The organism is Actinacidiphila sp. bgisy144, assembly GCF_057708105.1.
Genome location: NZ_JBYIRM010000026.1, coordinates 86,311 through 99,241, shown reverse-complemented (window position 1 = coordinate 99,241; position 12,931 = coordinate 86,311). Strand labels below are relative to the sequence as shown.

At 71.0% G+C, this 12,931-nt stretch carries 9 protein-coding genes and 1 pseudogene; 6 read left to right on the top strand and 4 right to left on the bottom strand.

Translation table 11 applies throughout. The annotated features are described in order from the left end of the window. The first annotated feature begins 29 nt into the window (after nt 1-29). The 5 genes and pseudogenes from AC3EVP_RS26650 to AC3EVP_RS26630 all read left to right on the top strand — a co-directional run bounded on the left by AC3EVP_RS26650 (nt 30) and on the right by AC3EVP_RS26630 (nt 7,502). Complete coding sequence (locus AC3EVP_RS26650; RefSeq protein WP_435133974.1) at nt 30-1,571, top strand: MDR family MFS transporter; 1,542 nt, start codon at nt 30-32, stop codon at nt 1,569-1,571. Between the two features lie 49 nt (nt 1,572-1,620). Continuing rightward, the gene (locus AC3EVP_RS26645; RefSeq protein ID WP_435133971.1) at nt 1,621-2,760 is read left to right on the top strand and encodes an FAD-dependent oxidoreductase; all 1,140 of its coding nucleotides are present in this window, start codon (nt 1,621-1,623) and stop codon (nt 2,758-2,760) included. 10 nt (nt 2,761-2,770) lie between these two features. Beyond that, nucleotides 2,771-3,750, top strand: a pseudogene (locus AC3EVP_RS26640) (IS481 family transposase); the annotation flags it as partial. 164 nt (nt 3,751-3,914) lie between these two features. Then, nucleotides 3,915-7,070 carry an AfsR/SARP family transcriptional regulator gene (locus AC3EVP_RS26635; RefSeq protein WP_488179828.1) on the top strand — a complete coding sequence of 1,052 codons (3,156 nt, stop codon included), beginning with the start codon at nt 3,915-3,917 and terminating at the stop codon, nt 7,068-7,070. Between the two features lie 111 nt (nt 7,071-7,181). Continuing rightward, on the top strand, nt 7,182-7,502 hold the full coding sequence (locus tag AC3EVP_RS26630) for a hypothetical protein (RefSeq protein WP_435133965.1): 321 nt from the start codon (nt 7,182-7,184) through the stop codon (nt 7,500-7,502). A gap of 167 nt (nt 7,503-7,669) precedes the next feature. Here the strand turns inward: AC3EVP_RS26630 and AC3EVP_RS26625 are convergent, their stop codons facing one another. The 3 genes from AC3EVP_RS26625 to AC3EVP_RS26615 form a co-directional block, all read right to left on the bottom strand. Continuing rightward, nucleotides 7,670-9,337, bottom strand: coding sequence for a N,N-dimethylformamidase beta subunit family domain-containing protein (locus tag AC3EVP_RS26625; RefSeq protein WP_435133963.1), 1,668 nt, complete (start codon nt 9,335-9,337; stop codon nt 7,670-7,672). A 353-nt stretch (nt 9,338-9,690) separates the two neighbouring features. Further along, nucleotides 9,691-11,241, bottom strand: coding sequence for a DHA2 family efflux MFS transporter permease subunit (locus AC3EVP_RS26620; RefSeq protein WP_435133960.1), 1,551 nt, complete (start codon nt 11,239-11,241; stop codon nt 9,691-9,693). 119 nt (nt 11,242-11,360) lie between these two features. Then, nucleotides 11,361-11,786: a DUF3291 domain-containing protein gene (locus AC3EVP_RS26615; protein WP_435133957.1), complete on the bottom strand. Its 426-nt coding sequence runs from the start codon at nt 11,784-11,786 to the stop codon at nt 11,361-11,363. Between the two features lie 87 nt (nt 11,787-11,873). On the opposite strand from AC3EVP_RS26615, the gene AC3EVP_RS26610 reads away from it, so the two are divergent. After that, nucleotides 11,874-12,608 carry a MerR family transcriptional regulator gene (locus AC3EVP_RS26610; protein WP_435133954.1) on the top strand — a complete coding sequence of 245 codons (735 nt, stop codon included), beginning with the start codon at nt 11,874-11,876 and terminating at the stop codon, nt 12,606-12,608. 141 nt (nt 12,609-12,749) lie between these two features. On the opposite strand, the gene AC3EVP_RS26605 is transcribed toward AC3EVP_RS26610, so the two are convergent. Beyond that, on the bottom strand, nt 12,750-12,920 hold the full coding sequence (locus AC3EVP_RS26605) for a hypothetical protein (RefSeq protein WP_435133951.1): 171 nt from the start codon (nt 12,918-12,920) through the stop codon (nt 12,750-12,752). Nucleotides 12,921-12,931 lie beyond the last annotated feature (11 nt).

Genomic DNA, 12,931 nt, shown 5'->3' with positions numbered 1-12,931 from the left:
CTTTTCTTCTCCGAAAGGAGTGATCAGGCATGTCCACGTCCGATTCCCTTGCTACTTCCGCGCCCTCGGCCGTCCCCAAGAACGTGCGCTGGGTGCTGCTCGGCATCATGCTCGCGATGCTCCTGTCCATGCTCGACAACATGGTCGTGAGCACGGCGATGCCGACGATCGTCGGCGACCTGGGCGGCCTGGAGCACATCTCCTGGGTGGTCACCGCCTATACGCTGATCACCGCCATCACGACGCCGATCTGGGGCAAGTTCGGCGACCTGTTCGGCCGCAAGCCCATGTATCTGGCGTCGATCGCTGTGTTCCTCGTCGGATCCGCGCTGTGCGGGGCCGCCCAGTCGATGACCGAGCTGATCGCCTTCCGTGTCGTGCAGGGCATCGGCGCCGGCGGGATCGGCGCGGGCGCCTTCGCTCTGATCGGCGCGCTCGTGCCGCCCCGCGAGCGCGGCAAGTACCAGGGCATGACCGCCTCGGTGATGGCGATCGGCACCATCGGCGGCCCGCTCCTCGGCGGGTTCGTCACCGGCCACTTCGACTGGCGCTGGGCCTTCTACGTCAACCTGCCCCTCGGTCTGGTCGCCCTGGCGTGGCTGTGGCTGAAGCTGCATGTGCCCGCCCAGCGCATCAAGGCGAAGATCGACTGGGCGGGCATCGGGCTGCTGACCGGCTCCGTCACCGCGATCGTGCTGGCCGCGACCTGGGCGGGGACCACCTACGCCTGGGGCTCCTGGCAGATCCTCACCCTCGGCGCCGTGGCCGTGATCGGACTGGCCGCGTTCATCTCCGTGGAGAAGAGGACCGCTGAGCCGCTGCTGCCGCTGAGCGTGTTCACGAACCACCGCAACTTCCCGCTCGCGATGGTGCTGATCCTCGTCGCCGGTGTGGTCATGTTCGGCGCCGGCCTCTACCTGCCGCTGTTCCAGCAGACCGTGCAGGGCGCCTCCGCCACCAACTCGGGGCTGCTGATGCTGCCCATGATGATCCCCGTCGTGATCGTCTCGACCATCGCGGGCAAGGTCATGTCGGCCACCGGCAAGTACAAGATCTTCCCGGTCCTCGGCACCCTGTCCCTCACGGCCGGCCTCGGGCTCCTCGCCACCATGAGCACCGCCACCTCACCGCTGCTGACCGGCCTGTACATGGCACTCGTCGGCACCGGCCTGGGCTTCACCATGCAGATGTCGGGCACCATCGCGCAAAACAGCGTGTCCCTGCGCGACATGGGCGCCGCGATGAGCTCCGTCAACCTCTTCCGCACCCTGGGCGGCTCCCTCGGCGTCGCCGCCTTCGGCTCGCTGTTCACCCGCGCTGTCCAGCCCGCGCTGCCCGTCGGCGCCGAAACCGACCCGGGCACCCTGCACCACCTGCCCGCCGGCGCCAAGAACGCCTACCTCCAGGCGGTCACCACCGGCACCGGCCGCATCTTCCTGACCGCCGCAATCCTGTGCGCGCTCGCCTTCTTCGCCGCGCTCTGCGTCATCGAAGTCCCCCTAAAGAAGGCCGGACCGCCCGCCCCCTCGGCCGCCAAGGCCGAGAACACCCCCGCCTCCGCCGCCAACTGACTCGGCCTACGACAACACAGCACGCACGCAACACGATCGGAGCTCCACCATGAACAGCACCCCCACCCCGCGCATCGCCATCATCGGTGCAGGACCCGGCGGCCTGACCTGCGCCCGTATCCTGCAGCGACATGGCATCACCGCCACCGTCTACGACCACGAGAGCGGCCCCGACGCCCGCAATCAGGGCGGCACTCTCGACCTCCACGAGGACAACGGCCAGATCGCCCTGCGCGAAGCCGGACTGCTCGACGACTTCTTCCGCATCTCACGCCCCGAGGGACAGGAGATGCGCCAGCTGGACACCACTGGCACCATCGTCTTCCACCACCTTCCCCAAGAAGGCGAACGCTTCAAGCCGGAGATCGACCGAGGCGCCCTGCGCGACCTCCTGCTGAACTCACTCGAGCCCGGCACCGTGCGTTGGGGCCACACCCTGCGCTCCGTCCAAGGGCCCGAAACCGGCCCTCGCCAACTGCACTTCGCCGACGGCACCGTCATCGAGGCCGACCTCGTCGTCGGAGCCGACGGCGCCTGGTCCAAGGTCCGCCGCGCCGTCTCCGACGCCACCCCCGAGTACACGGGTGTCAGCTTCCTCGAAGCCTGGTTCCACGACGTCGACACCCGGCATCCCGAAATCGCCGAACTCGTCGGCCAGGGCAGCGCCGCAGCGGCCGACGGCGACCGCGGCCTGTTCGCCCAGCGCAACAGCGGCGACCACATCCGCGTCTACATCATCCAGCGCGTCGCCGCCGACTGGATCACCGCGGCCGACCTGACCGTCGAGGACACCGACGGCATCCGCGCCCTCCTGCTCGACCGCTACCGCAACTGGTCACCGGACCTGCGCCGCCTGCTCACCGACAACGACGGCCGCTACGTCGACCGCCCCATCAACGCCCTGCCGGTCCCGCACACCTGGGAACACAACCCCACCGTCACGCTCCTGGGCGATGCCGCCCACCTGATGCCCCCTCTCGGCGTCGGCGTCAACCTCGCGATGCTCGACGCCTGCGAACTCGCCCTCGCCATCGTGCGGCACGACCCCGTCGACGACGCCGTCCTCACCTACGAGAAGACCATGCTGCCCCGCTCCGCCCAAATGCAGCAGCTCCTCGACAACGGCGCAGAAGAACTGCTGTCCACCGAGCTACCTGACTTCGCCCAGCACGCAACGGCCACGGACTGAGGGGCAGCTCCTGTCCCATCCCAACGCGCGGTTGACCGTCCATGGCAGACGCCTTCTGGTCGATCGTGTCCGCGCAGGAAGGCCCGTCGCCCATGTAGCCGACGAAATGGGCATCTCCCGCACTACCGCCCACAAGTGGGTACGGCGCTGGCGAGCCGAAGGCGACACAGGTCTCTATGACCGTCCCAGTCGGCCCCTCACCACACCCCATCGCACCCCCACGGGCATCGAGAATCGCATCTGCGAGCTGCGCCGCGAACGAAAACTCGGCCCCGCACGCCTCGGCCCGATTCTGCGAATGCCTGCCTCGACAGTGCATCGCGTCCTGACCCGCCACGGTATGAACCGGCTGCGCTGGATGGACCGGCCCACCGGCCAGGTCATCCGCCGCTACGAACGCGAGCGTCCCGGCGAACTGGTCCACGTCGACATCAAGAAGCTCGGCAAGATCCCCGACGGCGGCGGGCATCGGATCATGTCCCGGCAGCAGGCCGACGCCAACCGGCAAGCCACGACCAGCGCGCGAAAAGGCGGCAGCCCCGTGATCGGCTACAGCTTCGTCCACACCGCCGTCGACGATCACTCCCGCCTCGCCTACAGCGAGGTCCGCACCGATGAACGCAAGGAGACCGCTGCGACGTTCTGGCAGCGAGCCAATGCCTTCTTCGCCGCCCACGGCATCACCGTCGAACGCGTCCTCACGGACAACGGCTCCTGCTACAGATCCCGCCTGTTCGGTCAGACCCTCAGCGCTGCCGGCATCGTCCACAAACGGACCCGACCATACCGTCCGCAGACGAACGGCGAGGTCGAGCGCCTGAACCGCACCCTGCTCGACGAATGGGCCTACGTGCGCCCGAAGCCAGCAATGCCGAACGTACCGATGCCTTGGCGGAATTCATCCACACCTACAACCATCACCGCGGCCACACCGCGCTCGGTGGCCAGCCCCCCATCAGTCGAGTCAACAACCCTGCGGGTCAATACAACTACGCCATCCGCGGCCCCTGCCCCGGAAGACGGCAAGCCGGCGCGCGGGGCGATCCGGCCACACTTCTGGAGGGTATGGCACCTTTTCCCCACCGGTGCCATCCTCGTCGTGAGGGACGGACCAGCGGGGAGGGGCGCTGGTGGAATTCCACATACTGGGACCGGTGGCGCTGTGGGTCGACGGCGAGCGCCAGGAACTCGGATCGGTGAAGGAGCGGACGCTGCTGGCCGCCCTCGCACTCGAGGCGGGGCGCCCGATCGCACTGGACGCACTGGTGGGCCGGCTGTGGGACGGAGCGCCGCCGGACCATGCCCGCGAGAACGCCCACACCTATGTCTCACGGCTGCGGGGGCGCCTACGGCGCGCGGCCGGCGGCCCCGACGCACCGCGCATCGTGACCCGTGCCCACACCTACGTCCTCGAAGCCGAACCCGACTCCGTGGACTGGCACCGCTACCAGCGGCTGGTGGCCGAAGCCGTCCGCCGCGAGGACCGGACCGCCGTGGAAGCCCTCGCGTCGGCCGACGCGCTCTGGCAGGGCGAGGCACTGGCCGGGCTGCCCGGCCAGTGGGCCGAGACGGCCCGGCGGATGATGTCCGAACGCCACCTGGCCGCCACCTTGTCCCGGCTCGGCGCGGAACTGCGGCTGGGCCGGTTCGCCGAGAGCGTCAGCGAGATCTCCGCACTCGTGGCGCAGTATCCGGGCGACGAGACGCTCCTGGGGCATCTCATGCTCGCCTACTACGGCAGCCGGCGGTTCACCGACGCGGTGCGCGTACACGAGCAGGCCCGCCGGTTGCTGATGGAGGAGTACGGCGCCCGGCCGGGGGCCGCGCTGGAACGCATCCACCTCGGCATCCTGAACCGAGCCCCGGCGGCAGACCTGGTCCGGGCGGCCACGACCGCTCCCGGGCCGGCGGTGGCCACCGCGCCGCAGCCCGACCCCGCACCTGCCCGCTCGCCTCGGAACCTCCCCCACCAGCCGCCGCTCATCGGCCGGGACACCGAACTGCGCGCCCTGACCGGGTCCGTCGACGCCGCCCGCGGAGGATCGGTCCTCGCGCTGGAGACCGTCAGCGGCATGGCGGGCGTCGGGAAGACCGCCATCGCGGTGCACACCGCCGCGGAACTCGCCGGCGCCTACCCAGCCGCGCAGCTCTACCTCGACCTGCGCGCGCACTCCCTGCTCCAGGAGCCGCTCAGCCCGGACGCGGCACTTGCCGTGCTGCTGCGGCTGATCGGCGCACCCGCGGAGGACATCCCCGTCGACGTGGAGGGGCGGGCCGACCTGTGGCGCACGATGCTGGCCGAGCGCCGTGCCGTCATCGTGCTCGACGACGTCCTCGACGCCGACCAGGTACGCCTGCTGCTGCCGAGCGACACGCCCTCTCTGGTCATCCTGACCAGTAGGCGGCACATCAGCGGGCTGCCCGGCGCACGCAACATCCTGCTCGACGTCCTCCCCGGGGACGACGCGGTCGCGCTGTTCCGGAGGTTCGCGGGTGAGGAGCGCACCCGGGACACGGTCGAAGTACGGCGGATCGTCCGCCTGTGCGGCTTCCTTCCGCTCGCCATCGAAGTCGTGGCCAACCGCTTCCAGGCTCGCAACGCGTGGACCCTCGCCACCCTCCGCGACCGGTTGCTGCGCAGCCCCGAGCGCCTGGCCGAGATGCGGGACGCCGACCACGAAGTGGCCCGAGCCTTCGACCTCTCCTACCGGACCCTGACCAGAGCGCAACGCAGAACCTTCCGGCAGCTGAGCCTGCTCCCCGGTCCCGACTTCACCGCCGAGACCGCCGCCGCTGCCCTGGGCCTTCCCCTGGGAACCGCGGAACGGCTGCTGGAAGACCTCCTGACATATCACCTCTTACGTGAGCCCGTACCCGAGCGCTATCAATTCCATGATCTTCTACGGCATTACGCCTTCGGCCTCACCAAGGCGGAGGATGACGATCATGTGCGCGCCCGGATCGTCGATCGGATGATCAGCTATTACGTTCAGGCCGTCGACGCTGCCGACCGGCTGGCATATCCCGACCGCCTGCGCGCGATCTCATGGCCCGTCACATACCGTTGCGAGCTGCCGAGTTGGGCTGACGCCGACGCCGCAAGGCGGTGGCTGGACACCGAACGCGAGAACGTCATGGCGGTAGAGGCATTCGCCCGGCGCCACGGAAGCCCCGAAAGCGCCGCCCGCCTCGCGTTCTGCGTCGCGGGATTCCTCGACTCCGAATGCCACTGGCAGGACGCCGTCGAGGTACTGGGGCACGCGGTGGCCCACTGGTCGCAGGACGGCCCCCGACCCGTCCTGTGCCGCGCGCTGCTCGGCCTCTCCAATGCCCTGGCGAGCACCGGCCAGTACGGGGAAGCAGCCGACGCGGCACGACCCGCGCTGGAGATCGCCCGCGCGGCCGGCGACCGCCCCGCCGAGGCGGAGGCCCTCCGGGCGGTCGGCGCCCTCCAGTGGCACCGCGGGGAACACGCGGCCGCACTCGAATGCTTCCAGAATTCCTACGACATATACGCCGACCTCGGCAGCCGCGGCGACCAGTCCCGCCTGGCAAACAATATTGGCGTGGCGAGCCTTTATCTGGGCGAAAACGAAAAGGCCATCGAGAATTTCCGGAGATCCCGCGCCCACTCGATCGAGATCGGCCAGAAGAAGGCGGCAGCCGTTGCTCTGAACAATCTCTCCGACGCTTTTCTGAGAATCGGAAGGATAGATCTCGCCCGGCAGGCCTCGGAGGAAGCAATTCCTTTACTGGACGCCTCGGGAAACCGCTACGACAGAGCGACGGCACGCAGTAGCCTCGCCGATATCCTCATCGAACTCGGGGAGACGGAAAAAGCGCTGGAGTTGTGCCGCTCGCTGTTGCCGGTCTTCCTTTCACTGGACGACCGGAAGAGCTATGCGGACGTCCTCGTCAGCATGGGCGAGGCGCATCGCAAGCGCGGCTCCTTCGGAGAGGCGACGACGTCCTTCACGGATGCCCTCCAGGTCGCACGGGACATCGGGGCGGCCCACCAGACGGCGCAGGCGCTCCGCGGCATCGGACGCACCGAGCTCGACGAAGAGCGGCTCGACAGCGCCCGGGCCCATCTCGAAGAGGCTGTCATGACCGCTACCAGAATTCACGACCTGGACGAGGTCGTGGAGTCGCAGGTGGTACTCGCTGATACACTGACGGCATCGGGGCATATGCCGAATGCATGCGAAGTTTTACGGCGAGCCCTTGCGGCCGCCCGAGCACAGAACCACCGGGCGGCGGACGCCATAGCGCAGCGGTTAGAGACCCTGGACGGCTCGGCGGACGCCTGAGCAACGTACCTTTATACTATTTCCGGCGCGCTCGCGCGAACTCGCGTGCGACCTCACCGGTGCCGTAATCTGCGGGACTCTGCCCCTGTCGATCATGGACCGGAGTCTCGCTTGAGTTCAATCCCCCTGATCAAGACTGCCGTCGCCTTGGGAGCAATCTTGCCCGGCCTCACATTGCTCGCCACCCCGGCGATGGCAGCAACCGCATCGCCGAGACCCGTCGGCGAGGCGATATCCGTCACCGCGTCGCCGGAACCCGCCGGCGCGGCGGTCATCGCCATCGCACTGCGAGGCGCCCCGCCCCCCGAAGGGGACATCGCGCCGGCGGCTGTATCCGCCGACTCGATGCCGTTCACGGCGGCGGTCGACCCGGCGAAATGCATTCTGCTCTCGGACAAGGGCAACACCGTCTCGATCACCGTCCCCGTCTGAACACCGCGCTTCCCGCCCCGGCCGCGGCTTCCCCGAAGGAAGCCGCGGCCGGATGTCGTTGCGGTCAGCCCGCTGCCCGGCGGGACGAGAGACACACTATGCCTTCTTCCGAGCCCTGGCAGAGCTTTTTGCGTTGCCTTCGCGAGCGGTCAAGAGATCTTGAGGACTCAGGACGGGTAGAGGCGGGAGAGGTTGGGGCGCGGCGCGGGGTGGCGGTGGAGGGCGGGACCCTGGGCGAAGCCGGTGAGGAGGTTGTCGGTGACTTTGGTGACGAACTCCCGGGTGCGCGCGTCCATGCCGTGGTCGCGGCCGTCGAGGCCGGTGCCCGCCATGAGGCCCTCGACCCAGCGCATGGTGCCGGTGGCGTAGACGCCGGCACCGCCGGGGGCGGTGTAGTACGCGGAGTCGGAGTGGCTGTGCCGCCCGTGGCAGACCAGCGGCGAGTGCGCGACGACCTCGATCGGCGCCGGGGTGGGGGCGCTGGGGGTGACGCGGTCGTACTCGACGCCGACGAGGTGGGCGAAGCTCTCGCCGCGGCGGACCCCGGTGCCGCGGAAGGCCCAGTGGTCGGGGTTCTGGACGACGAACGGGGCGTCAACCGGGAAGCCTTCGTACAGGACGCCGGTCAGGGACGACTCCGGGTCGGCGCCCGGTCCGGCGCGGAAGTCGGTGGTGGCCATCTTCGGGTGGTCGGCCAGGTACGGGTCGTCGTAGTAGTCGGTCTTGAAGCACACCACAGCCGGCGGGGCCCCGCCGGTGGCCGGTGCCAGCCGGACCCGGCGGAAGCAGGTGTTGGCGCCGAGGAAGAGGAGGTTGGTGCCCTTGTCGCGGGCGGCGGTGACGTGCCGGCGCTGCTCGGGCGTCCAGTATTCGTCGTGGCCGAGCGAGACCGCGGTGGTGGCGCCGGCCAGCACCGACGGGTCGCGGTGGACGTCCACCCCGGTGGTGTACGCGAGCGGGATGCCCGAGCGCTCGGCGAGGACCACGGCGGCCCGTTCGTAGACGAGGAACTTCTCGGCCCCGTTCTTGGCATAGGGCCGTTCGAAGGAGACCTCGTAGGAGCGGCGGGAGTAGGAGCCGTCCGAGCCGTAATAGAGGCAGCTGCCGCCCCAGTCGTTGTACGCCTGCCAGGTCGCCGGGGCGTGCATGAGCAGGGTGCGGCCGCGGGCGGCGGTCGAGCGGACCACCAGGGGGACGTACCGCTGGTGGCCGCTGTCGGCCTCCAGCCGCAGCAGGTAGGCGCCCGCGGGCCAGCCGGTGGTCGGGATCTCCATGGCGCGGTCCCAGCCGGCGCTGATCATGCGCGTGTCGAGGGTGGTGCTGCGCCGGTCCTGCCGTCCGCCGCGCGCGGTGTGCGAGGCCCACACCAGGGCCGCCTGCGCGCCGCCGTACCAGCCGACGCGGTAGGCGGAGACGCGGAAGGTGCGGGAGGGGGTCGACACGTGCAGCCCGACGGTCTCGCCCGGCAGCACACTGACCCGGTCCGCGTAGCCCTCGATCGCGTGCGGCGGGCCGGTCGGGCCGAGCCGCCAGTCCTTGGTGCCCTTGGGCGCGGCGTGCCCGGTCAGGCGGAAGGCGCCCGGGTCGGGGGTGGGGCGCGCGGAGGGGGTGGGGTGGGCGTGGTGCGTACCGGCGCCGCACCCGGCGGCGGTGACGGCAACCAGGCCCGACGCGGCCGCGCGCAGCACCTGGCGCCGACCGGGGGCCGGTCCCGTACGGGCGGCGTCACCGCGGGGGGCGTCGGTCGGGGCCGGTGGTGGGGAGGGGGCCGGCGGGGCGGATGCGGCGGGTTCGTCGGGGCGCCGCCGGGACGCCTGCTGCCCGCTGCCGTGCATGAGCCGCCGCCCTCTCCGTACGCGCCCGCCGCCCGCGGGCCCGCGCCCGCTCGCGGTCCCGATCCTGCGGCAGGTCCGGCCGGCGGGCACGGCGGACACGACCGGGACGGTGGCGGATGCCGCCGTTGGTCGCGCCCGGCGTCGACCGGGTGGCGCACCCTCCCGGCGAAGGGCGGTGGAGGGCGGCAGCGGAGGGCATCGCAGCGCAGACGGGTCCGTGGCACACGCCGCCCAGGGCCAAGGGAGGACGGCGCGTGCCACGGAGTCACAGGAACCGGGCGGGTCGTACGGTCCCGGGTGCTGCGGCGCCCCGCCCGTACGGTCCCGGGTGCGGCGCCCGGTAGGGTCCCGGGTCAGTCCGCCGCGGGCCGCACCGCGCGCAGCCCGACCACGGTCGCGCCCTCGGCCACGGCCCCTTCGGACGGGGCGGCTTCGGCCGGCTCGCCCTCGGACGTGTCGCCGTCCTCGGCCGGCTCCGCGGGCGGCGACACGTCACGCGGGATGAACAGCGCGCAGATCCCGCCCGCCACGACCACGCACACCCCGACCCACGTCGCCGGGTGCAGCCCGTGGACGAACTGCTGCGCGCCGAGGTAGCTGCCGCTGCGGGCGAAGACGGTGCCGAGCACCGCGACGCCGAGCGCGCCGCCGATCTCCCGGACGGTGCTGTTGGCGCCGGACGCCTGCCCCTGGTTCCGGGGCCCGGCCGAGGCGAGGACCACCGCGGCGGTGGGCGCGAAGACGAAGCCCATGCCGGCGCCGCCGATGACCATGCCGCCGACCAGGTGCGAGTAGGGGGTGTCCGCGGTGGCGGCGAGGTTGATCCATGCCAGGCCGATCGCCTGGAGGAACAGCCCGAGCGCCATCAGCCGCCCGCCGCCGACGCGGTCGGTGAGCAGGCCGGCGACCGGTGCGATCACCATCGGCATCAGCGTCCATGCCAGGGTCAGCAGGCCCGCGTGCAGCGGGGTGCGGTGCGGCGCGATCTGGAGGTACTGGGAGAGCATGAAGATCGAGCCGAAGACCCCGAAGTACATGCTCGCGGAGACGATGTTGGTCAGCACGAACGCCCGGGCCCGGTAGAGCCGGAGCGGGAGCAGCGGGTGCGCCGCCCGGCGCTGCCAGAACAGGAAGAGCAGCAGCAGGACCGCGCCGCCGACGAAGGCGCCGAGGATACGGCCGGAGGACCAGCCGTCCTGCTGGCCGTTGACGATCCCCCAGACCACCGCGACCAGCCCGGCGGTGGCCAGCACCATGCCGAGCAGGTCCAGGTGGGTGTCGGGGACCTTGCTCTCCCGCAGCACGAAGACCACCAGCGGGATGGCGACCACGCAGACGGGGACGTTGATCCAGAAGATCCACTGCCAGGCCAGGCCGTCGACGACCGCGCCGCCGACCACCGGGCCCATGGCGATGGCCAGCCCGCTGAACGCGGACCACAGGCCGAGTGCGAGGCTGCGCCGGCGGGCGGGCACCGCGGCGCCCAGCAGTGTCATCGACAGCGGCATCACGGCCGCGCCGCCGAAGCCCTCGACGACCCGCCAGAAGATCAGCTGGCCGCTGGTGTCCGACAGGCCGCAGCCGATCGAGGCGAGGGTGAAGATCGCGATGCCGCCGAGGAAGACCTTCCGGCGGCCGAAGCGGTCTCCGAGTGCGGCGCCGGTCAGCAGCAGGCAGGCGAAGCTCAGGACGTAGGCGTTGACGAACCACTGGAGGTCCTGGCTGGACGCGTGGAGCTTGACCGCGAGCGTGCGGAGCGCGGTGGAGACGACGAGGTTGTCGAGCGCGACCATGAACATGGGCACGCTGCACGCGGCGATCGTCAGCCAGAGCGGCAGGGTGCGGCCGCCGGCCCCGGGTTCCGCGGAGGGCGGTGCCACGCCCTCCTCTTTCATCGTGCTCATGACACTCCTTTGCAGGTGTCGGCGCCATGGCCGACCGGTGGTGGGCCCCGGCCCGGGGACGGGGGACCCCGGGCCGGGTGTTCGGGGCGGGCGGCGCAGGCCGGCCGGCGGCCGTCAGGTCAGGAGGCGGCGGCGCGGCGGCCGGCCTCGTCGGCCCGCGCCTGCTCGGCGAGGTGCTGCTTGGCGTCGTCCCAGGTGATCGGCAGCTGCCCGACCGGGACGGTCCAGAAGGTGAAGGTCGAGTCGCGGCAGGTGGGCCGCAGGCTCGTCATGATGTCCCGGTGCGGAGCGGTCTTGGCGAAGGCGTAGAGGGAGTCCCGGGTGTCCCAGGCGGAGAGCGTGAAGAAGGTGCGCTTCAGCGGCTGGGCGATCAGCGAGGCCCCGAGCGCGCCCCGGGCGGCCCGCACCTGGCGCCACGCCACCAGCGACTTCGCGAAGAAGCGGGGCACGTCCTTGGCGGACCGCACCTCGAACCGGGATGCCATGACGAACGCCTCGGTGTTCGGCGCGGCCGGATTCGGAATCGTCCAGGGAAGAGTGGGCACCGTAACCCCTGCCTTCATAATTAGTGAGTGGCAGTATCTATACTAGACAGTGCCAGTACCCAATTGCCAGTCGAGAGCAGGAACGTCTTGCGCATCTCCGAGCTGAGCCGCCGCAGCGGAGTCCCGAACGCGACCATCAAGTTCTATCTGCGCGAGGGCCTGCTGCCGCCGGGGCGGGCCACCGCGGCCACCCAGGCCGAGTACGGCGACCAGCACCTGCGGCGGCTGCGGCTGATCCGGGCGCTGATCGGGGTGCGCGGCCTGACCGTGCAGCAGACCAGGGACGTACTGGGCGCGGTCTCCGAGAACGAGGCCGACCTGCACCAGGTGCTCGGGTTGGTGCTGGGCGCCCGGCCGGTGGACAAGGAGAACGCCGAGCCGGTGCGCGGCCCGGCCGGGAAGGAGCCGAACCCGGCGGGGACGGGCCCGCACCCGGCCGAGACGGAGGCGGAGACGGAGACGGCCGAGACGAAGACGGAGACGGACCCGTCCGAGGCGGATGCCGACCCGTCCGAGGTGGACGAGCTGCTGGCGGAGATGGGCTGGGAGATCTCCCCCTACTCCCCCGCACAGGGCGTCGTCGCCGAGACGCTGGAGACGATGCGCTCCCTCGGCGCGGACTACAGCTGGCGCTCGCTGCTGCCCTACGCCCGGATCGCCGAGGAGACCGCGGTGCTCGACCTCGACCAGCTCGACGAGGAGGACGACCTGCTCGAACGGGCCGAGCGGGCCGTGCTGTTGACGATCCTGCTGGAGCCGGCCCTGCTGGCGCTGCGCCGACTCGCCCAGGAGAACGAGTCCGCGAAGCGGCACAGCCGGTGAGCGGCCCGCCCCCGCCGCCCGGACCGCGGGCCCCGGGCGGCGGTCCGGTGGACCGCCCACCGGGTCGCCCGCCGGGCCGCGGTCCGGCGGCACGTACGGGTACGGGCAGTAGCGGAACCAGAAGCAGAAGCACGGTCAGGATCAGGCGGCTTCGGCCGGAGCCTCGCCGTCCGGCCCGTCCGGGTGGGTGCCCGGGTGGGCCTCCGGATCGACCGCCGGGCGCACCCCCGCGCTCATGCACACCAGTTGCCACCAGCTGAGCGTGAGCAGCCGGTGCCGTTCCTCGTACGCCGTGTCGTCGATGGCGGTCATGTGCGCTGCCT

Bases quoted from the DNA above. Each gene is read 5' to 3' on its own strand.
- AC3EVP_RS26650 (WP_435133974.1), top strand. From the start codon at position 30: ATGTCCACGTCCGATTCCCTTGCTACTTCCGCGCCCTCGGCCGTCCCC.
- AC3EVP_RS26645 (WP_435133971.1), top strand. From the start codon at position 1,621: ATGAACAGCACCCCCACCCCGCGCATCGCCATCATCGGTGCAGGACCC.
- AC3EVP_RS26625 (WP_435133963.1), bottom strand. From the start codon at position 9,337: ATGCACGGCAGCGGGCAGCAGGCGTCCCGGCGGCGCCCCGACGAACCC.
- AC3EVP_RS26620 (WP_435133960.1), bottom strand. From the start codon at position 11,241: ATGAGCACGATGAAAGAGGAGGGCGTGGCACCGCCCTCCGCGGAACCC.
- AC3EVP_RS26605 (WP_435133951.1), bottom strand. From the start codon at position 12,920: ATGACCGCCATCGACGACACGGCGTACGAGGAACGGCACCGGCTGCTC.